Annotated in this window: 26 protein-coding genes; 13 read left to right on the top strand and 13 right to left on the bottom strand. The window is 61.5% G+C overall.

Translation table 11 applies throughout. From position 1 onward, the window contains the following. Window positions 1-60 precede the first annotated feature (60 nt). Together GN300_RS07905 and GN300_RS07900 are read left to right on the top strand one after the other, a co-directional pair. Window positions 61-1,149, top strand: a complete 1,089-nt coding sequence (locus GN300_RS07905; protein WP_007730860.1) for an S-(hydroxymethyl)mycothiol dehydrogenase — start codon at window positions 61-63, stop codon at window positions 1,147-1,149. Continuing rightward, window positions 1,146-1,772 (top strand): MBL fold metallo-hydrolase, encoded by a 627-nt coding sequence (locus GN300_RS07900; RefSeq protein WP_007730862.1) that lies wholly within the window; start codon window positions 1,146-1,148, stop codon window positions 1,770-1,772. The genes GN300_RS07905 and GN300_RS07900 overlap by 4 nt, the downstream gene beginning before the upstream one ends. A 49-nt stretch (window positions 1,773-1,821) precedes the next feature. Here the strand turns inward: GN300_RS07900 and GN300_RS07895 are convergent, their stop codons facing one another. Next, a complete protein-coding gene (locus GN300_RS07895) occupies window positions 1,822-2,796 on the bottom strand; it encodes a phosphotransferase enzyme family protein (RefSeq protein ID WP_233405589.1) in 975 nt (324 codons plus the stop codon). An 82-nt stretch (window positions 2,797-2,878) separates the two neighbouring features. Next, window positions 2,879-3,370 (bottom strand): Lrp/AsnC family transcriptional regulator, encoded by a 492-nt coding sequence (locus GN300_RS07890; RefSeq protein ID WP_007730865.1) that lies wholly within the window; start codon window positions 3,368-3,370, stop codon window positions 2,879-2,881. 137 nt (window positions 3,371-3,507) lie between these two features. Here GN300_RS07890 and kynB point away from each other — a divergent pair, with 137 nt between their 5' ends. Genes kynB through GN300_RS07875 form a run of 3 tightly spaced genes read left to right on the top strand, consistent with a single transcriptional unit; the run spans window position 3,508 to window position 6,987 of the window. Further along, window positions 3,508-4,239: an arylformamidase gene (gene kynB / locus GN300_RS07885; protein WP_063315570.1), complete on the top strand. Its 732-nt coding sequence runs from the start codon at window positions 3,508-3,510 to the stop codon at window positions 4,237-4,239. After that, window positions 4,236-5,501, top strand: a complete 1,266-nt coding sequence (kynU, locus tag GN300_RS07880) for a kynureninase (protein ID WP_063315571.1) — start codon at window positions 4,236-4,238, stop codon at window positions 5,499-5,501. Before kynB ends, kynU begins: the two co-directional genes overlap by 4 nt. A gap of 52 nt (window positions 5,502-5,553) precedes the next feature. Next, complete coding sequence (locus GN300_RS07875; protein WP_003943087.1) at window positions 5,554-6,987, top strand: amino acid permease; 1,434 nt, start codon at window positions 5,554-5,556, stop codon at window positions 6,985-6,987. 13 nt (window positions 6,988-7,000) lie between these two features. On the opposite strand, the gene GN300_RS07870 is transcribed toward GN300_RS07875, so the two are convergent. Beyond that, complete coding sequence (locus GN300_RS07870) at window positions 7,001-7,687, bottom strand: dienelactone hydrolase family protein (RefSeq protein WP_019745675.1); 687 nt, start codon at window positions 7,685-7,687, stop codon at window positions 7,001-7,003. A gap of 56 nt (window positions 7,688-7,743) precedes the next feature. Here GN300_RS07870 and GN300_RS07865 point away from each other — a divergent pair, with 56 nt between their 5' ends. The 4 genes from GN300_RS07865 to GN300_RS07850 all read left to right on the top strand — a co-directional run bounded on the left by GN300_RS07865 (window position 7,744) and on the right by GN300_RS07850 (window position 12,208). After that, window positions 7,744-8,688, top strand: a complete 945-nt coding sequence (locus GN300_RS07865) for a D-cysteine desulfhydrase family protein (protein ID WP_063315572.1) — start codon at window positions 7,744-7,746, stop codon at window positions 8,686-8,688. Then, complete coding sequence (locus tag GN300_RS07860) at window positions 8,685-9,542, top strand: AraC family transcriptional regulator (RefSeq protein WP_063315573.1); 858 nt, start codon at window positions 8,685-8,687, stop codon at window positions 9,540-9,542. The genes GN300_RS07865 and GN300_RS07860 overlap by 4 nt, the downstream gene beginning before the upstream one ends. Window positions 9,543-9,636: 94 nt before the next feature. Beyond that, window positions 9,637-10,620, top strand: coding sequence for an ABC transporter substrate-binding protein (locus GN300_RS07855; protein WP_030536016.1), 984 nt, complete (start codon window positions 9,637-9,639; stop codon window positions 10,618-10,620). 421 nt (window positions 10,621-11,041) lie between these two features. After that, window positions 11,042-12,208, top strand: coding sequence for an alkane 1-monooxygenase (locus GN300_RS07850; RefSeq protein WP_007730881.1), 1,167 nt, complete (start codon window positions 11,042-11,044; stop codon window positions 12,206-12,208). A gap of 36 nt (window positions 12,209-12,244) precedes the next feature. Here GN300_RS07850 and GN300_RS07845 read toward each other — a convergent pair whose 3' ends face one another. Beyond that, window positions 12,245-13,192: a nuclear transport factor 2 family protein gene (locus GN300_RS07845; protein ID WP_063315574.1), complete on the bottom strand. Its 948-nt coding sequence runs from the start codon at window positions 13,190-13,192 to the stop codon at window positions 12,245-12,247. 2 nt (window positions 13,193-13,194) lie between these two features. Further along, window positions 13,195-13,833: an NAD(P)-dependent oxidoreductase gene (locus tag GN300_RS07840; RefSeq protein ID WP_063315575.1), complete on the bottom strand. Its 639-nt coding sequence runs from the start codon at window positions 13,831-13,833 to the stop codon at window positions 13,195-13,197. A 167-nt stretch (window positions 13,834-14,000) separates the two neighbouring features. Between GN300_RS07840 and GN300_RS07835 the strand changes: the two genes are divergently transcribed. From GN300_RS07835 to GN300_RS07825, 3 genes are all read left to right on the top strand, one after another. Beyond that, window positions 14,001-14,972 carry a serine/threonine dehydratase gene (locus GN300_RS07835; protein WP_063315576.1) on the top strand — a complete coding sequence of 324 codons (972 nt, stop codon included), beginning with the start codon at window positions 14,001-14,003 and terminating at the stop codon, window positions 14,970-14,972. A 58-nt stretch (window positions 14,973-15,030) separates the two neighbouring features. Continuing rightward, window positions 15,031-15,432 carry a hypothetical protein gene (locus tag GN300_RS07830; protein WP_063315577.1) on the top strand — a complete coding sequence of 134 codons (402 nt, stop codon included), beginning with the start codon at window positions 15,031-15,033 and terminating at the stop codon, window positions 15,430-15,432. 61 nt (window positions 15,433-15,493) lie between these two features. Then, on the top strand, window positions 15,494-16,330 hold the full coding sequence (locus GN300_RS07825) for a DUF1206 domain-containing protein (RefSeq protein ID WP_003943056.1): 837 nt from the start codon (window positions 15,494-15,496) through the stop codon (window positions 16,328-16,330). A gap of 19 nt (window positions 16,331-16,349) precedes the next feature. Here the strand turns inward: GN300_RS07825 and GN300_RS07820 are convergent, their stop codons facing one another. The 3 genes from GN300_RS07820 to GN300_RS07810 all read right to left on the bottom strand — a co-directional run bounded on the left by GN300_RS07820 (window position 16,350) and on the right by GN300_RS07810 (window position 19,178). Continuing rightward, entirely contained in the window at window positions 16,350-17,657 is a 1,308-nt protein-coding gene (locus GN300_RS07820) for a serine hydrolase (protein ID WP_063315578.1), read from the bottom strand. A gap of 82 nt (window positions 17,658-17,739) precedes the next feature. Beyond that, the gene (locus GN300_RS07815) at window positions 17,740-18,477 is read right to left on the bottom strand and encodes an SDR family oxidoreductase (protein WP_063315579.1); all 738 of its coding nucleotides are present in this window, start codon (window positions 18,475-18,477) and stop codon (window positions 17,740-17,742) included. Beyond that, window positions 18,474-19,178 (bottom strand): TetR/AcrR family transcriptional regulator, encoded by a 705-nt coding sequence (locus tag GN300_RS07810; protein WP_063315580.1) that lies wholly within the window; start codon window positions 19,176-19,178, stop codon window positions 18,474-18,476. The genes GN300_RS07815 and GN300_RS07810 overlap by 4 nt, the downstream gene beginning before the upstream one ends. A 173-nt stretch (window positions 19,179-19,351) precedes the next feature. Here GN300_RS07810 and GN300_RS07805 point away from each other — a divergent pair, with 173 nt between their 5' ends. Further along, complete coding sequence (locus GN300_RS07805) at window positions 19,352-20,233, top strand: DUF4190 domain-containing protein (RefSeq protein WP_063316020.1); 882 nt, start codon at window positions 19,352-19,354, stop codon at window positions 20,231-20,233. A gap of 13 nt (window positions 20,234-20,246) precedes the next feature. On the opposite strand, the gene GN300_RS07800 is transcribed toward GN300_RS07805, so the two are convergent. The 5 genes from GN300_RS07800 to GN300_RS29890 all read right to left on the bottom strand — a co-directional run bounded on the left by GN300_RS07800 (window position 20,247) and on the right by GN300_RS29890 (window position 23,122). Beyond that, complete coding sequence (locus GN300_RS07800) at window positions 20,247-20,795, bottom strand: SMI1/KNR4 family protein (protein ID WP_232329934.1); 549 nt, start codon at window positions 20,793-20,795, stop codon at window positions 20,247-20,249. A 152-nt stretch (window positions 20,796-20,947) separates the two neighbouring features. Continuing rightward, a complete protein-coding gene (locus GN300_RS07795; RefSeq protein WP_063315581.1) occupies window positions 20,948-21,832 on the bottom strand; it encodes a TIGR03619 family F420-dependent LLM class oxidoreductase in 885 nt (294 codons plus the stop codon). Continuing rightward, window positions 21,829-22,065, bottom strand: coding sequence for a hypothetical protein (locus GN300_RS07790; protein WP_063315582.1), 237 nt, complete (start codon window positions 22,063-22,065; stop codon window positions 21,829-21,831). The genes GN300_RS07795 and GN300_RS07790 overlap by 4 nt, the downstream gene beginning before the upstream one ends. Then, entirely contained in the window at window positions 22,062-22,961 is a 900-nt protein-coding gene (locus GN300_RS07785; protein WP_063315583.1) for an NADP-dependent oxidoreductase, read from the bottom strand. The genes GN300_RS07790 and GN300_RS07785 overlap by 4 nt, the downstream gene beginning before the upstream one ends. Continuing rightward, entirely contained in the window at window positions 22,958-23,122 is a 165-nt protein-coding gene (locus tag GN300_RS29890) for a hypothetical protein (protein ID WP_232330069.1), read from the bottom strand. Before GN300_RS29890 ends, GN300_RS07785 begins: the two co-directional genes overlap by 4 nt. Window positions 23,123-23,180 lie beyond the last annotated feature (58 nt).

Here is a 23,180-nt window from a genome sequence, read left to right as displayed (position 1 = left end):
GTGAAAACACGGCGCCATGTGACGACACGTCCTCAATCGCACGAAGCCAGGAGCAAAGCCATGCCACAGCAGGTACGCGGCGTCATCGCCCGATCCAAGGGTGCCCCCGTCGAAATCGTCCCCATCACGATCCCCGATCCCGGCGCCAACGAGGTAGTGGTCGCCATTGCAGCGTGCGGTGTGTGCCACACCGACCTGACCTACCGCGACGGCGGAATCAACGACGAGTACCCGTTCCTGCTCGGGCACGAGGCGTCGGGCATCGTCGAGAGCGTCGGCCCCGGTGTCACTCACGTCGAGGTGGGCGACTTCGTCGTCCTCAACTGGCGTGCCGTATGCGGGCAGTGTCGTGCGTGTAAGCGTGGCCGCCCGCAGTACTGCTTCGACACGTTCAACGCCGAGCAGAAGATGACGCTCGAAGACGGCACCGAACTGACGCCGGCACTCGGCATCGGCGCATTCGCAGACAAGACGCTGGTTCACGAAGGCCAGTGCACCAAGGTCGACGCCTCGGCCGATCCGGCTGTCGTCGGACTGCTCGGTTGCGGCGTCATGGCCGGCATGGGTGCCGCGATGAACACCGGCAACGTCGGACGCGGTGATTCGGTGGCCGTGATCGGGTGTGGCGGCGTCGGCGACGCAGCGATCATGGGTTCACGCCTGGCCGGTGCCAATACCATCATCGCCATCGACCGGGATCCACGAAAGCTGGAGTGGGCCACGGAACTTGGTGCCACGCACACGATCAATGCCACCGAGGTCGACGACGTCGTCGAAGCAGTCCAGGAGCTGACCGGAGGTTTCGGTGCCGACGTGGTTGTCGACGCAGTCGGCCGTCCCGAGACCTGGAAGCAGGCGTTCTACGCCCGCGACCTCGCGGGAACCGTAGTGCTGGTGGGAGTTCCGACGCCGGACATGAAGCTGGAAATGCCTCTGGTGGACTTCTTCTCGCGCGGCGGAGCCCTCAAGTCGTCGTGGTACGGCGACTGCCTGCCCGAGCGTGACTTCCCCGTTCTGGTCGACCTGTACCAGCAGGGGCGTCTGCCGCTCGAGAAGTTCGTCAGCGAGCGCATCAAGCTCGACGAGGTCGAGAAGGCATTCGAGACGATGCACCGCGGCGAGGTTCTCCGTTCGGTGGTGGTCCTGTGACATTGCGAGTCGATCGCGTCGTCACCTCGGGCACGTTCAGCCTCGACGGCGGAACATGGGACGTCGACAACAACATCTGGCTGATCGGTGACGACAACGAAGTGGTGATCGTCGACGCAGCTCACACCGCGCAGCCGATCATCGACGCTGTCGGTGGACGCAAGGTGATCGGAATCGTCTGCACCCACGGCCACAACGACCACGTCACCGTTGCGCCGGAGCTGGCCGAGAAACTCGACGCTCCGATCTACCTGAACCCGGCCGACGATGTCCTCTGGGAGATGACTCACCCCGGGGTGAAGCATCTGAGCTTGGAAGATGATCAGCGTATTGCTGTGGCGGGTACGGACATTCTGGCCATCCACACACCGGGCCATTCCCCGGGGTCGACCTGCCTCTACCTGCCCGAGGCGGGGGAACTGTTCAGCGGCGACACCTTGTTCTCCGGTGGACCCGGCGCAACGGGGCGGTCGTACTCAGACTTCCCGACCATCATCGGGTCCATTCGCGACAAGCTGTTCGCGCTCCCCGCCGAGACCAAGGTTCACACCGGTCACGGCGACGGCACGACGATCGGTACCGAGGCGCCGCATCTCGAAGAATGGATCCGCGCCGGATCCTGATGTGATCAGAAGCGGAGTGGGGACGCCGGTACCGGCGTCCCCACTTTTGTCACAACGCTGATGCCCAACCGGCGGTGTCGTTCTCACCCGGGATTGCCGTCAGGCCGTGCCACAGTTCGAGGATCTCGAACCATTCTGTCTCGGATCGGCTGAGGGGACGGACGGATTCGTAGCCGGCGCGCAGGCTCTGCCGTACCGCGATCGGTGTCGGTCGCCAATCGGTGAACAGGGTGCCCAGATAGACGCTTGCCTTGGCCAGGTCGCTCACCCGGTGGTCGATCACCACGTCGTCGAAGTCGAGTACTCCGGTGGTCCGAGAGTTTCGAGTCAAGATGTTGGCTGCACGGAAGTCGTTGTGTACCAGTTGAGTTTGGTCATCGAGCTCGGACGCACGCGCCAGGAGGCCCACGAGCCTACGCGTTGCCTCAGGCGCGAACGCGCGGTCGAAATTCTCGAGCCAACCACCGATGCGCTCCTTCAACCCGGTGCTGCGCGACGAGAAAACCGATCCGTCGACATGGGTGGCGCCGAGCGTTCGGTGTATTTCTGCCAGACATGCTCCTGCCGAACGGACCGCCACGCGGTCCTGCACGTCCAACCAATCTCCCGCCAACTCCGGCAGTACGGTGAATGACACTGCGCACGAAGGCCCTTCCAGTGTTTCCCGGTCCAGCAGTGTTTCCCGGTCCAATCCGTTCAGGGACGTGATTGGCGACGGAACGGGCGCACCCTGCCCGGCGAGTGCGCTCAGCAGTCGCGTCGACGCCTCCAGCTTCGGGAAGCGATCGGTGGCGCGCGACCACTTCACCACCAGCCCACCGCGGTCGCTCGCAACCCACACGATCGCGTTCTGGTCACTGATCGCCATTCGCGAGCATTCGAGGGCCGTCAATCCCCAAGTCTGCTCGAGTACCGCCGAGACCCAATGGGTGGCTGCGCCGAAGCTGTTGAATCCGAATCGCTGCTTCAGAGCGGCTTCCGACTCCACCGACTCCCAGAGCATGGACAACCCGAGTGGCAACATGCCGTTCGACTCTAGTGGGGGAAGTTCGAATTGAGGTGTCGATCTCGGAAGCACCCGAAGACGCCTTGGCGACAGCTGCAGTTCAGCCGCCTTGACTCAGTTCGCTGAAGATCAGGTTGGTCTGGGTATTGGCGATGGCCGGATCGTTGAGGTGCGCGCTGACGAAATCGCGAAGCCGAGTGGGGGATTCACACGACACGTGCACCAGGAGATCACGGTCCCCACTCATCAGGAACACTCGCTGAACGGAATCCAATCCGCTCAGGTGCTCGGCAATTTCCGTCATTCGACTTCTGGCGTGGGAGTGAATCAGAATCGACACCATCGCCGAGATCTCGAGGCCGAGTAGCTCGAGGTCTATGTCTGCGTGAAACCCCTTGATGACGCCCGATTCGCGTAGAGCGCGCATCCGCGCCAGAGCGGTCGACGGCGCTATCCCGACCTTCTCGGCGAGTGCGTTGTTGGGGATGCGTGCATCCCGGACGAGTTCGCGGAGAATCGCTGTATCGACGTCGTCGAGCCGAACATGATTCGGCCGAGCCGCGGCTGCCGCCCGTTCGATCGCATTAATCATCCGATTTCTCCCTGCCGTCGCGAAAATATTCAGCAACTATTGACCGCGCCCGTCGATGATTCTAGCTTTTGCCAAACACATCGAATTATCAAACGGTCGAGATCTACACAGTCGACTGTTGCGACGAAGGGGTCTGGATGCTTCCGAGGATCGGCCGACACGCGGGCGACGGACACACGGGCGACTGGAGGGCGCGGTTGATCGACATCAGCCCGCCGATCTCCGAATCGACGCCCGTGTGGCCAGGTGATACCGCCTTCAACCGGGCTGTCACGTCCGACCTCGGCGGCAGTGACGCCGTCACCATCAACCGAATCACCACCACTCCTCATATCGGTGCTCATGCCGATGCGCCGGCGCACACTCGCATCGACGGCGCGACCATTGGTTCCGTTCCCCTCGAGCCCTATCTCGGCGAAGCACTGGTGGTCGACATGACGGGGGTCGACGGTGCCGCCTGCATCAGGCCCGTCGAAGAGACGGTGGAGCGACTCGGCGGCCATCTGCCGCAACGGCTGATTCTGAGGACGTACCCGAAGTACCCACGCGAGTGGGACAACGACTTCGCCGGTGTATCTCCGGAGCTGACCCACTGGTTCGCCGACCGCGGTGGAGTTCTGATCGGAATCGACGGCGCCTCGTTCGATCCGATGGACAGCAAGACCATGGACGGGCACCACGCGGCAAGCGATCGTAGCGTCGCGATCCTCGAAGGACTTTGCCTCGACGACGTCGACGAAGGCTACTACGAGTTGATCGCACTGCCGCTGAAGTTCCTCGACCTCGATGCCAGCCCGGTACGGGCCGTGCTCCGGACTCTGCCTTCATCACCCTCAACGCCGACACATGCAGGAGAAGAATCGTCATGACATCGACAACCACACTTTCGTTGGAAGACTGCGTCAAGGCCGACGCAGTGGATCCCCTGAGGGAGTTCCGCCGCGAGTTCGCGATTCCGGAGGGCGTTCTCTACTTCGACGGAAACTCGCTCGGCGCGCGTCCCATTGCCGCGCAGGAATGCGCCGCGAGAGTGATCGGCGACGAGTGGGGCAACGGCTTGGTTCGCAGTTGGAACGAGGCTGGATGGTTCGACCTCCCGGTCCGCCTCGGTGACAAACTTGCCCCGTTGCTGGGAGCAGGTGAAGGCGAAGTGGTAGTAACGGATTCGACGTCGATCAACCTGTTCAAGGCATTGGCCTCCGCGCTGTCCATCGCGGCTGCACAGGATCCCAGCCGGAAGGTGATCGTCTCCGAGCGCGACAATTTCCCCACTGACCTCTACATTGCGGAGGGCATCATCTCGCTGCTCGATCAGGGATACGAACTACGCCTGATCGACCAACCGGGCGACCTCACCGAAGCAGTAGGACCGGACACCGCCGTAGTGATGTTGTCGCACGTCAACTACCGCACCGGAAACCTGTATGCGATGACGGAAGTCACTGCAGCAGTGCAGGAACGTGGCGCCCTCATGATCTGGGATCTCGCACACTCGGCCGGCGCCGTCACTGTCGATCTGAGCGGTGCCGACGCCGACTTCGCGGTCGGGTGTACGTACAAGTACCTCAATGGCGGTCCGGGTTCACCTGCATTCATCTGGGTCAACCGTCGCCATCAGAACACCGGAATCCAGCCGCTGTCCGGGTGGTGGGGGCACGCGCGACCGTTCGCGATGGAGTCGGCCTACGAACCGGGCGCAGGAATACGACGGTTTCTGAGTGGTACTCAACCCATCACGTCGTTGTCTCTCGTCGAATGTGGTCTCGACATCATGCTCAAAGCTGACATGGCCGACATCCGCAGCAAGTCGCTCGCGCTGGCCGATCTCTTCATCAGCCTCGTCGAGGAGCGTTGCGCTGCCTACGGTTTGGAGTTGATCACGCCGCGCGAGCACGAGCGTCGTGGCTCGCACGTGAGTTTTGTTCATCCCGAGGGCTATTCCATCATGAAGGCTCTCATCGCGCGGGGCGTCATCGGCGACTACCGCGAACCAGGAGTGCTGAGGTTCGGTATCACTCCGCTCTATCTCGGATACGCCGACGTGTGGAACGCCGTCGACGTGTTGCGAGGCATCCTCGAGAACAAGTCCTGGGATCGCCCCGAATTCCGCGAGCGCGACGCAGTCACCTGATTCTTCCAAGTTTCCGCGGACCGGGAGGTACCGCCTTTCGCAAGGAGCTTTCATGAGTGATTTCAAAAACATTCAGCAGCGAGAATCAGGTCTCAAACGCGAACTCGGCCCCAAGCAGATGAGCATGATCGCGCTCGGCGGTGCAATCGGCACCGGACTCTTCCTCGGCAGTAAGTTCGCCATCGGATTTGCCGGCCCGAGCGTCATCATCAGTTACGCGATCGGCGGGTTGATCGCCCTCCTGCTGATGGGTGCCCTCGCCGAAATGACTGTTGCACATGCGACATCAGGTTCGTTCGGTGCGTACGCAGAGTTCTACGTCGGACCGTTGATCGGCTTCCTCGTTCGCTATCTCTACTGGTCGTGCATCGTCCTCGCGGTCGGTACCGAGGTCACCGCAATCGGTGAATATATGCAGTTCTGGTTCGCCGACGTACCGTCATGGCTGTGGATCGTGTTGTTCTCCGGAGTGCTGATCGGCGTGAACATGTTCAACGTCAAGGCCTTCGGAACGATGGAGTACTGGTTCTCGACGATCAAGGTCTTCGCGATCGTGGCGTTCATCGTGATGGCAGCGTACGTAGTGTTCGGTAGCGGGAACCCGGACTACGGATTTCACAACTACACGGCCGGTGGCGGATTCTTCCCGAATGGTTTGTCCGGCATGTGGTTTGCCGTGATCGTATCGATCTTCAGCTACTTGAGCATCGAGATGATCGCCATTGCAGCCGGTGAGGCGGAAAACCCCGCGGTGGCGGTGAAGAAGGCGTTCCGTGTGACGATCGTCCGACTGTTCGTCTTCTACATCGCAACGCTTGCCCTGATTCTGGCAATCGCTCCGATGGACAAGATCTTGAGCGGCGGAAGTCCCTTCGTCACGGTGATGCAGGTTGTGAAGATTCCGGGCGCAGACAGTGTGCTGAACTTCGTGGTGATCATCGCCGCGCTGTCCGCGATGAACAGTCAGCTGTACGTGTCTTCGCGAATGATGTTCTCGCTCTCCCGTGCTGGTGACGCGCCGGCCATTCTCGGCAAGGTCAGGGCCAACGGCTCACCGGTCAATGCCTTGCTGCTGTCGACGTCGGGTATCGCCGTCGCAACCATCGTCTACGTGCTCTTTCCCGAGCAGGCATTCACCTTGATGATCTCGCTGTCGATGTTCGGGGCGATGGCGACGTGGCTGCTGATCTTCGTGACGCACTGGTTCTTTCGCAAGCGGATGGCAAGCGAAGGACGAACCCTCTCGTTCACGATTCCGTTCTTCCCGGTGGGGACGATACTGGGTGGTGTCCTCATGGTCGCGATCCTCGTCACGACATTGTGGGTCGAGGATTTCAAGATGACCTTGGTGTTCGGGGTGCCGTTTGTTCTTGCCGTGATCGGCATCTACTACTTCACCCGATCACGTCGGGCGCAGAGTCGAGCGGTAACGGCTGAACAGGTTCAGGACGAGATCACCGGCACGGTGGTCAAGCGGGTTCCCTGACTTACATTGGCAATCACAGGGTTTCGGCGAAAAACTCCATAGTGCGGGTCCAGGCGAGGGCAGCAGAATCCGGGGCGTAGTGGCTGGTCGAAGTGTCGTTGTTGAACGCGTGGCCGGCGTCGGCATAGCGGTACACCCGGGCGAGATCGGACGCGGTTGCGCGCAATTGCTCGACGCTCTCCGGCGGGATACTCGGATCGAGGTCGCCGTAGTGACCGAGCCACGGGACCTGCAGTTGCGCTGCAAGTTCGGTGCCTGCGGCAATCCCATCCCATCGGGCTTCTGCAACGCCGCCACCGTAGTACGTGACAGCGGAATCGACGAGGGGTACGGCGGCACACCACAGGGATGCGGTGCCGCCCATGCAGAATCCGAGGGAGCCGACTTTGTCTGCTCCCTCGGATCGGCTGTAGTCGACGGCGGCACGTACGTCGTGGCCGATGCTTGTGCTGTCGAGTGCCATGAGCGCATCCTTCGCGGACGGGAAGTCGGTGAAGGAGGTCTGTGCGCCGCGGTGGTAGAGATGCGGGGCGACGGCAAGGTAGCCGGCATCGGCGAGGCGTTCGAGGATGCTCTCGATGTGTTGGTTCACGCCCCACGCTTCTTGGAGAACTACTACCGCATGTCTCGGTTCACTCGGCGAATCCGGTCGGCTGACGGTCAGCGGTACATCACGTGTGGTCGTCGTGAAAGTTCCCATGTCCCGACTGTATGCGAGCCCAGCCTGTAGGTGCACGGTCGAACTAGACTCGTCAAATGTTGAGTTCCGCCGTTCCGCCGATCAGCTTGGGCAGTTGGCCGACGCCCGTCGAACCTCTGGCGCGTTGCGCGCAGGCACTCGGATTGGGGCCGGAAGATCTGTGGATCAAACGTGACGACGTCACTGGCCTGGGCGGCGGCGGCAACAAGATCCGAAAGCTGCAGTACACCTGCGCTCAGGCTTTGGCCGTCGGCGCGACGACTCTGATCACTACCGGTGCACCGCAAAGCAATCACGCTCGCTTGACTGCGTCGGCAGCAGCCCGTTTGGGATTGCGTTGTGTGCTGGTGCTCGGTGGTGCCGAGCCGGAATCCGCGCAGGGAAATCTCGTTCTGGATGCACTCGCGGGCGCTGAGATCGTCTGGGCCGGTGCGGACACGGCATCCGCGCTCGACGCCGCGGTGCAGGCCGTCGCGGACTCGGGCGGTGTACCTTTTGTCATTCCCTTCGGTGGTACCAGCGCGGTGGCTGCGCAGGGATACGTGGACTGCGCACGCGAGATCGAACAGCAACTCGCCGGCGTCGATCGCGTCGTGGTTGCACTCGGATCGGGTGGAACGATGGCAGGCCTTGTCGCGCATCTGGGCGTCGACAGAGTTGTGGGCGTCGACGTCGGGGCTGTTGCCGACCCGGTGTCGACTGTCGCTGGGTTGTTGGACGAGATGCCTGGTCCGACCGTGCGAGCCGCAGATCTTCAGATCCTGCGAAACCAAGTTGGACAAGGATATTCGACGCTCACGGAAGCATCAGCCGGCGCGATCCGATGTTTGGCTCGTACTGAGGGCATCTTCCTCGATCCGACGTACACCGGCCGAGCCTTTGCGGGATTGATCCAACTCGTGAAGGACAAAGCCATCACGGCGGGATCAAAAACGGTCTTCCTGCACACCGGTGGGTTGCCTGGCCTGTTCGGACATCCCGAACTGTCGACGCTGCGGTGAGCGAGCAGATCGACTACCCGCTCAGCAGTCCGCTCGACGAACTGTCCGAGTGGCAACGCGTCGTTCGACCGCTGCGCGTCAGTGCCGACGGGTACTTGCGGTTGGCGACCAATCGGCTGGCCGTCGATTCCGACTACACCTGGGAGATGCACCGCCACAGCGATCACGAATTGCTGTGGGCGATCGACGGTTTTCTAGGGGTCCGTACTCCGGAGACTGTGTACACGGTGCCGAGCGGGGTCAGTCTGTGGATCCCGTCCTATGTTCCCCACGAGGTGACGGCGCGTAGCGGCACAGAATTGTCGTGCACGTGGTTGGTGGCATCCGATGTGACCGGGTTGGATCGTGTGGTGGCCTTGTCCACCCCTCCGCTGCTCGAACAAGTACTCGATCACCTCACCCGAGACGACTTGACCGACGCGGCTCGTCGACGAGCCGAGGCGTTTGCCATCGACCTCGTCGAACCCGTTCCGCGACTGATTTTCGATGTGCCGCTGCCGACGACGCCGTGGCTTCGGCAGATCGCAGATCAGTTGGTTGCCAGCCCGGCCGACACCCGATCGGTCGAGGAGTGGGCCACCGACGCGAAGGTCAGTACGAGGACTCTCACACGACGGTTTCCGGCCGAAACCGGATTGACCTTCTCGGAATGGCGTATGCGACTGCGGGCTCATCATGCGATGCAACTTCTGGCACTCGGTCGAAGCATCTCGTTTGTGGCGCGGAAGACGGGTTTTCGTTCCGAAAGCGCGTTCGGTGCGGCTTTTCGTCGAACGATGGGCGTGACGCCGGGGGAGTTTGCAAGCCTGATCGATCATCCGCGCGCGCCAATGACCGATTGGCTACAGGACTAGTCCGAACAGCGACTCTAAGTGCCTCGATCGGACTTGTGCCGTGCCGCAGAATGAACTTAGGGTTGGCTAAACAATCACCCTGTAGGAGTTCTGCGTGCGCGCAATTCGATCATTTTCTTTCGGTTCCAGAGTCATCGCAGCGGCGGCGGTTGCCGTCGTAGGTGCGATGGTGGTGACCGGCTGTTCCTCGTCGTCGGCCGACTCCGAGCAGACGGACGTCCGGACCGTCGCGTCGGCGTACGGGGACATCGAGGTGCCGGTTTCACCTGAGCGCGTCGTCGCCGCGTCGTACGACACTCCTTGGCAGCTCATGTCTCTCGGAGTGAAACCGGCTGCTGTGCAGGACTACGGCAAGTGGATCAGTGAATTCACGCCGGAGCAGCAGGCCTTCGTCGACGGGCTCCCGACCATCGGGCCTTTCGGGGAAATGAACTTCGAAGCGATCGCTGCGGCGGATCCCGACATCATTGTCGGCGACGCCGACGAGGTGGACCAAGCGGCGTTCGACCGTCTGTCCGGCATTGCACCCACCGTCATCGTCAAGGGAGAGAGCCGAGGCGACTGGAAGAAGATCACCACCGAGCTTGCTGAGGCAATTGGCAAGACCGACGTGCTCGAGTCGACGCGGACTGCTTACGAAGAGAATCTCGAACGTGTCCGTGGCGAGTACGCCGACGTGATCGCGACCAACAAGTGGATTCACATTTCACTCGGAGACGCGCCCGGCGCTTTCTCGGTTCAGCAGCCCACCGGTGCGATCGGCAATTTGGTGGTCAACGAACTCGGATTGGCGTACGGGCCCGGTGTTCCGACCAATTACACCGATGCCGGATACGCGTCCTATCCGATGGAGCAGTTGGCCGACATCCTGAACGGCGTGACGGTCGTGCTGTATCCGCTGAACGCGGACGGGTCGACCAGTGCGGCGGTTCAGGCGGTCCTCGACGACAACCTCTTCACGAGGCTGCCGGCGGCGCAGGCCGGGCACGTCTTCGGATTGCAGTCGAGCGTCACAGACTTCGTGACCGCGAACGGTTGGCTGAACGAAGTGAAAACGAAGGTGTTTGCAACGCTCTGACGCTTGCTCACCTTTTCACTGCGTGCCCGCAACTGACCAGTTGAGGGCGCGCAGTCTTTTTGGTCGCCACTACGAGCGGAAATCCTGTCCTCTGCTTATGATTTCTGTCACTGCCGGTTACCGTTACTTCGACGAGGGCGACGCGGTTCAACCTTGCCTTGGCAGGGATCATCGATCCTCGGCGACGTGCGGAGGTGGTCGCCATCCCCGCAGATCCGTGGGGTATTTTGTCCGTATCTACTGTCGGGGTGAGCAGTGATGTGCGGGGGAGTTTTTTGGTGAGTACAAGCGCTCGTGCCGTCTTTCGAGCAGGGCGCTCTGGATTTCGGGACCATACCCGTCCGGACATTAGTTCTGGTTTGCTGAGCGTGAACGGTGCGTGGGGCGAATCGTTCGAGGGGACGAAAGGCGAGATCGGCGAATGACAGCGACTTCCGACGCACGGCGTACCGAATCGAACGCTGTCCAGAACACCGACTCGCCGTCCGGCGAAAATCCGCGCTGGCGCGACCGCAAGAGGTACCTGTGGCCGCTCGGATTGCTGATTCCACTCAGCCCGTTCCTCTCCTGGATTCTCGTCGACAACCTTCGTCTCGGATTGTTCTGGGCGACCGGCGCGTGGCTACTGGTCATCGTCATCCCGATCATCGACATGCTGGCCGGTGAAGACGGCGAAAGTCCGCCGGACGATGCGATCCCACGACTGCAGAAGGACCGCTACTACCGCTGGTGCACTTACGCGTTCCTCCCCTTGCAATACGCCGGTCTGGTCTTCGCCTGCTGGTGCTGGATCAACGCTCCGATGGGAATCGCGGAGAAGATCGCGATGTCGTTCACGGTGGGCGTCGTCGCCGGCGTCGGTATCAACGCGGCCCACGAGCTCGGCCACAAGAGCGAGAAGATCGAACAGTGGCTCGCGAAAGTGGCGCTTGCGCAATCTCTCTACGGGCACTTCTACGTGGAACACAATTTCGGCCACCATGTGCGTGTAGCTACTCCGCAGGACCCGGCCAGCTCACGGTTCGGTGAGAGCTTCTGGAGGTTCTTGCCACGAAGTGTGTTCGGCGGGCTGCGTTCGGCATGGCGCATCGAGAGCGCTCGACTCCAGAGGAAAGGCAAACGAACCTGGAGCTTCGAGAACAATATTCTCAACGCTTGGGCGATGAGTGTTGTCCTCTTCGCGACGCTGATCGGTATCTTCGGTTGGGAGGTCGCGCCCTGGCTCCTGCTGCAGGCAGTTGCCGGATTCACCTTCCTCGAAGCCGCGAACTACCTCGAGCATTACGGCCTGCTGCGTGGCAAGCGTGCCGACGGCTCGTACGTTCGCTGCAGCCCCGCTGACAGTTGGAACAGCGATCACGTCGTGAGCAATCTGTTTCTCTACCAACTGCAGCGGCACAGCGATCACCACGCCAACCCGAAGCTGCGGTACCAAAGTCTGCGTAGCGCGGCCGAAGCGCCGCAACTTCCGGCCGGCTACGCAGTGATGATCGTGATCGCGTGGATTCCACCGCTGTGGCGCCGGGTGATGGATCAGAGATTGTTGGACTACTACGACGGCGACACAGAACGAATCAACGTCGGCTGATCCGCATCCCTCTCTGAACTGTTCGGAGTTGTCGTCTCAGCGACCGTCGTCCCACACGGTGTTGCCGCTTGCAGTCGTCGACGGGTAGTCCTGGACGGCGTCCCAATGCTCGACGATTTTGCCGTTCTCGTCGAATCGGAAGATGTCCATCGAGCCGCTGCCGGCCGTTCCCTCACCGGACGAAGCGAAGGTCTGAACAAAGACGAAGTCGCCCTCGGCTACCGTCCGTGGAAACTTGGTGGCCTTGTCTCCGGTAACGGGTTCGATCCCGGCCAGTGCGGTGACAAATGCGTCCTTGCCGTCAGCGAACGAGGGGTTGTGCTGGGTGTAGGTCGGACCGACCAGCTGGTCGGCAGCCTCGGCGGCTTTGCCTTCGTTGAAGGCGAGCTGCAGGAACGTCAACGCGTTGGCCGTGTTGCGCTCCAAGACTTCTGACGACTTGGACGGCGACGAGGTGGGTCCGTCGAACATCGTGTTCGGATTCGCGGACGTTTCCGGCACGTCTTGAATGGCATCCCAGTGTTCGACGATCTTGCCGTTGTCGACGCGGAAGATGTCGAATACCGCCTGGCCGCGGTCGCCGGGTGCAGACGTGGTGTGGGACTGGAGGGCAACCAGATCGCCCTCGGCGAAAACGCGAATGATCTCGGCATGCAATCCGGGTGTGGCCTCGACGTAACCGCCTATGCCGCTGACAAATCCGGCTGCCCCATCGGCGGCGGTGGGGTTGTGTTGGATGTAGACGTCGCCAAGGTACCGGTCGGCGGCTTGCTGTACCTGACGGCCGTTGAACGCCACTTCGTAGAAGTCCGTGACGACGGTCTTGTTGGATTCGAGTTGATCGCCCTGTTCGGCAACAACGCTCGTGGACGTCGTAGAACTGCTGGGCGTTGCGGATTCCGCGTCGTTGGAGCACGCGGTGAGCAGGAGTGCGGCGGCAGCGGGAACAGTGATCCAGGCTGCGCGCCTACGGAGGTTGCTCATGTTCAGTGTGCGACGGTGAAACGCTGGCGACGGTGGGCCGGAGTCTCGATCTCGTCGACAAAAGCATGGGCGTAGTCTTCGCCCGCGATGGCGGAGTTGCCCTCGGCGTCCGTCAGGAGAATGTCGCCACCCAACTGGAACGATCCCTTCGGGGCGACGCCGGCATGGGCACCGAACGCTGCGGCCGGGCTCACGTAGAACCAGTCGACATTGCTGTCGGTCGCGCGGAGCGCATCGAGGACGTCGGCGTGAGCGAGTGCCTCACCCTTGTATGCGTCCGGGAAGTCGGGGGTGTCGACGACGCGTGGCCCACCCTCGGAGACCAACAGGCTGCCGGCGCCACCGACTACGGCAATGCGAGCACCGTTGCGTGCGGCGGCATCTGCGAGGGGAGTGACGGCGTCGAGCAGGCGCTTGCCGTCGATCTCGCGAGCGGGGATGGCAACGACAACGACGTCGTTGTCTGCCGTGACCTGCTCCACGATCGTGTTGTCGTGAACAGAACCCTGCACGACATTCGTGTCGGTTCCGGACTGCGCGCTGCGAGCGACGACGGTTACCTCGTGGCCGCGTGAAGCGGCTTCTTTCGCGATTGCGCTTCCTGCAAAACCGTTTCCACCGAATACTGCGATCTTCGACATGGGGTGTGCCTTTCCTTGATGTCGTCGTTGTGCTTGTAGTAGTAAATTTATTCACCCCGAGGTGCATTGTCTCGGTCAGATGCGGGCATTCCTTGGTGAAAAACAGACATCATGATGACGATGGGCCGACTGCTTCGGGTCGACGTTGCGAACCGTAGGGTTGGTACATGACTCTCACCGCCGACAACAATGCAGGTCCAGTGGCAATCGAGCGCTCGGACGTCGAAGCTGCGCGGACTCGTATCGCAGGACTGGCGCGGCGTACTCCGATCTTTCGCTCTGCGCTACCGACGCCACAGGGTGAGGTACCGGTTCTGTTCAAGCTCGAGTACCTCCAGCACGGCGGTTCCTTCAAAGTGCGCGGCAGTCTCAATGCAGTGGAACGAGCGGTCGCCGACGGCACCATGCCCGATGCCGGCGTGGTGATCGCGTCTGGCGGCAACGCTGCAATCGGGGCCGCGTGGGCAGCGCGGCGACAGGGACTCACCTGCACAGTGGTGGTGCCGGAGACAGCGCCTGATGCCAAGGTGAAGGCTCTCGGAGAGTTGGGTGCAACCGTTCACAAGGTAGGCGACCGGTATGCACTCGCTGCTGCCGCTGCGGCGGACATCGCACGCACCAGCGGTGCGCTCGAACTGCACGCCTACGACCTGCCCGACATCGTCAGTGGGGCCGGCACCATCGCTCTCGAGCTCGAAGACGACGCATCCGGACCGATCACGTATTGCGTTGCAGTCGGCGGCGGCGGATTGGTCTCTGGAATCGTCGCGGCGGCTCGTCCCGAAGATCACGTGGTAGCCGTCGAGCCGACCGGGGCTGCCACCTTGCGCACCTCGCTCGATGCGGGGCGTCCGGTGGATATCGAAGTAAACAGTATCGCCGGAGACTCGTTGGGGGCTACACGAATTGGTGCCATCGCCTGGGAGACACTGCATGAGAGTTCGGTAGACAGTGTTGTGGTCGAAGATGATTCGATCCGACAGGCGCGGGCATTCCTGTGGCGGGAGTTCCGGATTCTGGTGGAGTTGGGAACCGCAGCAGCATTGGCTCCGGTTCTGAACGGAACGGTGTCGCCGCCGTCCGACGGTGAACTGTGCGTGGTTCTATGCGGAGCCAACACACGTCCGACCGACCTGTAATTTCAGCGTATTTGTTTGCCTGCGTGTGAGAAAGTCGCAGGTGGGTACCTCTCGCAGTATGAGTACCAGCAGCATTATCTGGATAATTGTTGCCGTGGTCGTGGTGATAGCGATCGTGGCCGCACTCCTGTGGGTGGCGCGAAACAGGCGTGACGAGCGTCGTCACATCGAGGCAGAACAGATCCGCGAAGACGTCGCAGACAAGTCACTGCAAGTAGGCGAGCGCGAGGCGCGGGCAGAAGAGACAGCAGCCAAAGCGCGCATGGTGCAGGCTGAGGCCGACGCCAAAGCGGCGGAAGCGTCTGCGCTGCAACATCATGCAGCGCAGCATCGGAAAGAGGCGACGAGTTCTCGCGACGAACTGAACCAGCAACGAGATCATGCAGACGCGATCGACCCCAAGGTTCCCAACCCCGAAGAACCGCGGTCGACGCCGGATCAGAACCCTCGAAACCCTTGATCTCGAAACACTTGATGCAGGCGTTCGAGGGAAGCGTCTGCCCATATATGGTTCGACGATCATGATGAATAAAGAATCGTCTCCGCACGACCAGAAGAGCGTCGCGTCCACGGCGGCTGACGTCGCACAGAACAATGTCTTCGAGCGCTTTGCCCGTGCCGGATTCGTCGTCAGCGGTGTGGTTCATCTGCTGATCGGATATATCGCGATCCGCCTTGCTCTCGGTGGATCCGGGTCTGCGGACCAATCGGGTGCGATGGCCGAGTTGGCAGGAAAGCCAGGGGGTGTCTTCGCTCTGTGGGTCGGCGTCGTGGCCTTCCTTGCCATGGCGTTGTGGAGATTGGCCGAAGCTGCGTTGGGAAGCTCGTCGTCGCCGTCCTCTGACGACAAGAAGAAAGAGTTCTTCAACCGCGCAAAGGCTCTGGGCATTTCGCTCGTCTATTTCGGTTTTGCGTTCACTGCATTCGGATTCGCCCGCGGTAGCGGGAAGTCCAGCAGCGGTCAGAGTGCGGGGATCACGGCGCGTTTGATGGAGAACACGCTTGGAACTATCGCATTGGTGATCGGCGGGATCGCGATCATTGCCGTTGGTGTGTACCACGTGTACAAGGGCGCGAGCCAGAACTTCCTCGATGATCTGAAAGGCACACCCAGCAACTTCGTGCGCCGACTCGGAACCGTCGGGTACGTCGCCAAGGGCTTGGCCATCGCTGCAGTCGGCATTCTGGTTCTTCTTGCGGTCAACAGTTCCGAACCCGGCAAGTCCTCCGGACTCGACGGAGCGTTCAAGACGCTGGGCGCGCAGCCGTACGGAGTGGCGCTGCTGATCCTTGCCGGATTGGGCATCATCACCTACGGGCTCTACTGCTTCGTGATGGCACGCTCGACGAAGATGTAGCGCCCGTAGGTAAGTGGGTTTATCCGAATGACCCGGTCTGGAAGCCGACGTCGCTGCCCGACGAACTTCCCGTCGAGCTACCGAATATCGGTCGTCTCGGAACCAGATCATGCATCAGGTTCACGGCTGCAGGGTCGATCATCGCCGCATTTCCACCGTTCGCCAGAATCGTGATCGACCAGCCGCTGTCGGGAACCAGCAGGGTGATGCAGTTGGATCCCGAGCTGTCTCCGTTTTTCTTGGCGAACCGTTGTGGGAAGTTCGGCGTCGGGGGTTGGAGCTGCCACGCCATTCCCATTCCGAATGCAGGATTCTCCGGAGCTTGCGTGTCGATCTGCTCGAGCATCGAGGTCAGGACTGGTTTGAGCGGGTTGTTTCCGTAGCCGAGAGTTGTTGCAGCCCAGATCGACATGTCCTCGGCGGTGCTGACCAGCCCACCCCCGCCTGCGATCGCACCCGTGTTGTTCCACAGAGGCGCTCGTGTGCCGTCGAGGTAGTACGGAACGGCAAGGTCGGTTGCTTTGGTCTCGATCACGGTACCCATCATCCCGAGCGGGTCGGTGATTTCGCGGGCGACTGCCACCGCGAATGGTGGTTTCTCTTGTCCCGGAATGATTTTGTCGGCCATGAGTGTGCCGAGCAGTCCGAACCCGAAGTCCGAGTACAGCCAGTGGCTACCGGGGGCGAACTCCAAGGCGCCGGCGTCTTGGAGTCCTTTCCAGAGCATATTTCTGGTGTACTTCGCCTTCTCGTCCGTGCACGATCGTGTGGGATCGGCACACCCCGCCGAAAGATTGGGCGGGTCGTCGCTCAGGCCGGAACGGTGGGTGACCAGTTGGCGAAGCGTGATCTCCTCGCCGCCGATGCCTTTCGGCAGCGGGTTGCCATCCGAATACTTGCTCGCCAGGTCGTCCAATCCGACTTCTCCCCGAGAGATCAGTTTCGCCAGTAGTGCAGCGGTGAAGGTCTTGGTCTCCGAGGCGATCTCGAATTGCGTTCGTGGAGTGACTCTCACGCCGTTTTCGACGTCGGCCTGGCCGTAGTGGTACGTAGTGGTGACACTCGCCTTGCGGTTCTTCTCATCCGGTTTGACGATGGCGAAGGCAAGGCCGGGAACGCCGCTGTTCAGCAGTGTCTCTGCGACGCGTTGCACCGCTTGGGCTTCCGCAGGATCGCCGACCCGCGAACCTGGATTGGGTGCAGTGGGGCCGGCGGCGCCGGCGGTCGAGGAGGTCGCGAGGGTTATGACCGCGGTTGCCGCCAGCCCTGCAACGCTGATGAACTGCCGTCGTGACGTCCGGGCGGACCCTCGATCCTGGTTATCCATTGTTTGCACATTACAACCAAAGTCGACTGGTTTGACTGTTTTGTCGGAATTGCCAAGGTGTGGTCCTTAGGCGATGGTTTCGCTAGATCACGCCGCCGTTGACGTAGATGACCTGGCCATTGACCCAACGAGCTGGGCCGGCGAGAAATGCGACAGCCTCCGCGATGTCCATCGGTGTGCCGAGGCGTTCCAGGGGAGCCAGCTTGGACAGGTTCTCCACTGTAGCTTCGTCTTTCCCGTCAAGGAACAGATCGGTGGCCGTGGGGCCTGGGGCTACGGCGTTGACCGTGATATCGCGTCCCCGTAGCTCTTTCGCGAGAACCAGAGTGATCGCGTCGACAGCACCTTTGGTGGCGGTGTACGCGGCATAAGTCGGAAAAGCCAGCTTCTTCACGGAGGTGGAGAAATTGATGATCGCACCACCGCGCCGGACACGTCTGGCTGCCTGCTGGTCGACCACGAAGGTCCCTCGGACGTTGGTCCGATGCATCCGATCGAAATCGTCGAAGTTCAGTTCTGCGACGGTGGAGAGAATCATGATTCCGGCTGCATGGACGACGACGTCGATGCCCCCGAACTCCTCCTCGACCGTATCGAACAGTGTGGCGACTTCACCTTCGTCGGCGACGTCCGCATGCACCGCTATGGCGCGACCGCCCGCAGCGACGATGGCGTCAGCTGTTTCCTGGGCGCGTTGAATGTTTCCTGAATAGTGCACGGCGACAGCCATTCCGTCGGCGGCGAGCTTCTCGGCAGTCGCTCGCCCGATGCCGCCGGACGCTCCGGTGACGATGGCGACGCGGGTGGTGGTGTCAGTCATGATGTAACTCCTGAACTGGTTTCAGTTGCATCGGACAGCTTGCGAAGCCACTCTCGTAGTAGGCCGACTTCGTTGGCGGAGAGAGAAGTTGAATCTGCAGCGGCCAGTTGGGCGTCGAGAGTAGATGCAACTCTGTTGAGTGAGGTTTCCGGGTGGGCGTCGGATTCGTCGATGATGGACGCGAAGATTCCGTCGCGAACTCGCTGTGACAGCGTCGGATCGGGGTACTGTTCCGGCCTGACGACGAGCATCAGAGCGACGCCCGCATTCGCGGACATCACCATCTGCGTAGCCACGTCGACCGATACGGTCAGAACACCTGCCGCAGCGCATCGTTCGACAACGGATCGAAGTAGCGCCTGGGCCTGCAGAGCGGTGTCGGCGCTCTGGGCGGAAGGTGAGTGCATCAAGCGGTAGTGAGCCGGATGCGCGAGCGCGAAGGCGGTGTGCGCATCCCAGCCGGCCCGTAGATCGGCAACGGGGTCATCGGAAGGTGTCGCAGCCCGTTTGCCTTCGAGGTATTCGAAGAAGCCCGCCTCGACGACGGCTGCGAGCAGACCGTCCTTGTCGCCGAACTGACGGTAGAGCGCGGGGGCGCCGACGCCGGCCATCTCGCACACGGCGCGGGTGGATATGTCGCCGTTGGGGGAGGTGTTGAGCAGCTCGGTTGCCGCGGCCAGAATCTTTGCTCTCGAACCCATGGAAACAACGCTAACACAAATATGTAATCGTTGCTATCGCCGGTTTGGTCGTGCGAACGAACTACAGACACAGGCGCCAGAACTTGATCAGATGAGTGAGCCGGTCCGGCCACGGTTCTGTGTGGAGTGAGCTAGAGCCGTTCTGTTCTCACACTCTGAACGAAGGAATCCTGGTGATCGACTCGGAAACTACTGTTGCGCAGAATAATTCGCATTCCGGTTATCTGGGGTGGATTCTGCGGGTCATCAGTGTCGTGGCGTGCGCTGCGGTTGCAACGGTCGTTGTCTCGCTGACGCTCGGGCCGCCATTCGCGCGGGCCTGGGCACAGTGGGTTGCTCGTCATCTAGGTGGGGACTTCGAGACGGGAGTCGTTGTCGGATTTGTGACTGGGCTTCTGGGCACCGCTGTGACTTTGTTTGCAGCGCTGATGAGTTCGTTGGCGTGGCGGCGACGCGGTGGCCCGGCATTGTCGCTTGGTGTCGGTGCCATTGCCATGCTTGCCGTTATTCCTGGCGCAGTGAATTTGAGTATCTCGGTCGGTGCAGCAGGATCCGGTGTGAGGGCGGCGGGGAGGATCCTCGACGTCGACGGGCCGGCGTTTCGTGGAGCCTGGATAGCCGGATCTGTGGCGGGGCTGTTGCTGTATATGGCCGCGGCGCTGCTGTTAGGGAGGAGCCTTCGTTCGACGTTCGGGCCTGTCAGGCAGGTGGCGGCGCCGCTCCCCGGGGTGGTCGGCTACACCGCCGATGGCCGACCCGTTTTTGCGCAAGTGGGCTTCACATCGGACGGGATTCCGGTACTCGCAGATCAACTTGAAGCGCGCTATCCAGCGCGACCAGCGGTCGGCACGAATGCCTTGGCCATCGTCGCACTTGTACTTGGAATCTTCGGTGGAGTTCTTGCTATTCCAGTGGGGCATGTGTCGTTGAACCAGATTCGCCGTTCCGGCGAAAGTGGGCGCGGATTGGCAGTGGCCGGACTCGTTCTCGGTTATCTGTCCCTGGTCGTCGTCGTAGGTGTCGTATTCGTGGCTGTGTCCGCGGCCTATCGATAATTTGGGTCGCGCGTCAGAGTTGGGTGGGCTGGAGTGGTTCTATGTCGGAGGTGCGAGGTCCGAACAGGCCCATAGCCCGGGTGCGAATGGACGGTAGTACTTCGTGGAAGCTCCCGCCGAGACGGTGGAGAGAGTTGAACGAGCGCGATTCCCAAACCGGAAACTCTCCGTCAGCGCCGCGGGATGCTGTGTCCCACAGCAGTGCGTCACCGTTTTCGCTCCATCCGAAAACCTGCAGCGAGTCAGGGAGTGACCAATCGCCGTCGGGTTCGATCATCCAATCGAACTCGTCATCCCGTCCTTCTCGGTAGACGGACCGAAGATGAGCGGTGAGGTTGCGGGCGCGCCCTTGCCAGCCGTCGGCAAATCCGGGAAGGACGGGCGGATAGATGAGCCAGAGTCCGAAGGTCCGCGCCCAACCTGCGTGCCGGATGAATGCGCGATAAGAATCGGGGAAGCCCTGCCGGTCGGGAAATCGAAAAGAATCCAAAACAGTGAAATCTATGTGTTGAAGCGTCGACTGGCCTTCTACCGTCAGCGCGTTGGGTCCCTGTGCAAACACGTCCTCAACACTAGCAATGCGAGTTCGTGAAATATTTGGACGCTCGACACCTTACCCCGTCTCACGATGTCGCGATGGGTGAGTTGTGTTGTCATGAATGCTCTTTCACAGCTTGGTTACACGGAGGCGACCGGCGGCAATGGGCCGCTAAGTCATAAAACGGCTGTTCGACGCATTCCCAGATTTTCGCCGGCAATGCGAATCAGATCGAGATCGTGGTCGGTTGAGCGGCGCAGTCGCTGGTCGCCAGGATCGGTATCGAGAACAATCGTCTGTGCACCCACCTCGGTCAGAAACTCGATGTCGGCACGTATCTGGTTGATGGTTCCGTACCCGAGTGGACGGTCCGGCGATTCGACAGATTCTCCGGCGGGGAGAAAGTAGATGCGGGGGACGAACTCACGCCCGGGGGCGAGTGAAGCGACTCCAGCGATGCATAGGTCCCGGGAGGGGTGCAATGGGTGCCATGCGGTGCCCAATCTGTTGGTTCGGTCGATCGCAGCGGGTCCGTTGCCGCCGATCCACAACGGAGGATGCGGTTGTTGCAAGGGAAGGGGTCCGTTGTGCACGCGATGTGTTCCGGCCGAGCCCGGGGCGTCGTACGTCTCCGACGTCCATGCTGCGATCAAGGTTTCGAGAGTGGTATCCGTCAGTCGACCTCGACGTGTGAACGGAACGCCTAGAACGTCGAAAGCCTGTGCAGTCCAGCCGACCCCGATGCCCACGATTAACCGTCCGCCGCTGAGTCGATCGATCGTCGCGGTCGCGTGGGCGAGGTGGGCCGGGTGTCGATGACTGCCGATCAACACGCCGCTGCCCAGACGAATCGACTCGGTTCCCGCTGCGAGCCAGGACAGCGTGGCCAGGCACTCGTAAAACGGAGCAGGAGAGCGGCGATTCGCGTCGTCGGTCAACACCACGTGATCTGAGAGTAGGACATTGTCGAATCCGGCAGTTTCCGCTGTCCGAGCCCACGCGAGAATCCCGTCGGGGTCGATCTGCGGCCCGAAATTGGGGAGATTGATTCCGTACTTCACGACGAACTCGGAATCAGTCGGGCGGCGCCACCGCGGCGGAACGTCAGGACGTTTCCCCCGTTGGCGGCAAAAGGGAGAGGGGTGTCCGGTCGGCTGATGTGGTGCTCGAACAGCTCGATGTTCAAGTCGCCGACGGATACCATCGCCATCCGGGACGTTCCTTCGACGTTCGCATCGGGAACGGTGACACCGACTGTGGACAAGGCATTTTCGACGTTCGCGGTCACGGTCATGGGATCAGCAGTACCTTTCCTCGGGTTCCACCCGCGGCCAGCAGAGCGTGGGCTTGGGGTGCTTCGTCGAACCGGAATGTTCGGGCGACAGGGACGGTGACCGAACCGGTCGATACCAGTTCGGCGAATGATTCGAGGCCCGAGCCGTCCTCGTCGACATAGCTTTTCGCCGGTGTGATTCCACGTTGCGGTGCGGGTTGCTCGTTGTCGTCGATGGAGATGAAGGCGCCGTCGTCTCGCACGCTGTCGACGGATTCGGAAACACCCGCCGTGTCGACGACGGCGTCGTATTCCTTGTGCGCCAGGTCAACGGGACTCGCGATGACCCGACTGAGGCCGAGGGCCAAGAGTTCGTCAGCGTCGCTCTCGCGAGCGAGGGCGTCGACGCGGTGCCCTCGCGAGAGCAGCAGCGCCGACGCTATTCGGCCTACCGCGCCGGCAGCACCGGTCACCAACACCGTGGATTCTGGTGCAAGGTCGAGTTTGTCGAGGCATTGCACAGCGGTGAGCGCCGCGAGTGGGATCGCAGCAGCGTGCTCGAGGGTGACGTTCGACGGAGCGGGTGCGAATAGGGACTGGTCAGCGGTGACGCGTTCGGCATAGGTTCCGTAGCGGTGTGCCGGTTGCGCGATCATTCCGATGACGCGGTCTCCTGGCGTGAAGCGTGTTACCGCGGATCCGACTGCGATAACAGTTCCGGAGACGTCCCATCCCAATACGGCTGGGAAGTGCAACTCGATGGGCAAGAACCCCGAACGGGTCTTCAGATCGACAGGGTTGACGGCAGCGGCTGCAACGGAAACAGTGACGTCTCCGGGGCCGGATGTCGGCTCGTCGACCTCGGTGAGAGTGAGAACGCTCGGGTCGCCGGTGGCTTCGATTGCGATGACTTTCATGCGATTCCTTTCGTGAGACCTTGCACTGGAGAGTGATCGACGGCGTAGCGGGCATTCTCTTCGGCTGCAGTCAGACCCAACCCGCCGTCGACGGTGGTCCCCGTGAGATAGCTCGAACCGGATCCGGCGAGGAACACCGCGGCTGCTGCGACTTCGTGCACACCGGCCGGACGCCCAACGGGATAGCGGGGCGATCGATGTCCGCATACGAGGATTCGT

Source organism: Rhodococcus sp. Ni2 (assembly GCF_021352185.1).
Taxonomy (GTDB): domain Bacteria; phylum Actinomycetota; class Actinomycetes; order Mycobacteriales; family Mycobacteriaceae; genus Rhodococcus_F; species Rhodococcus_F qingshengii.
The sequence above is the reverse complement of the archived record's forward strand: the minus strand, read 5'-3'. Positions and strand labels throughout refer to the sequence as shown.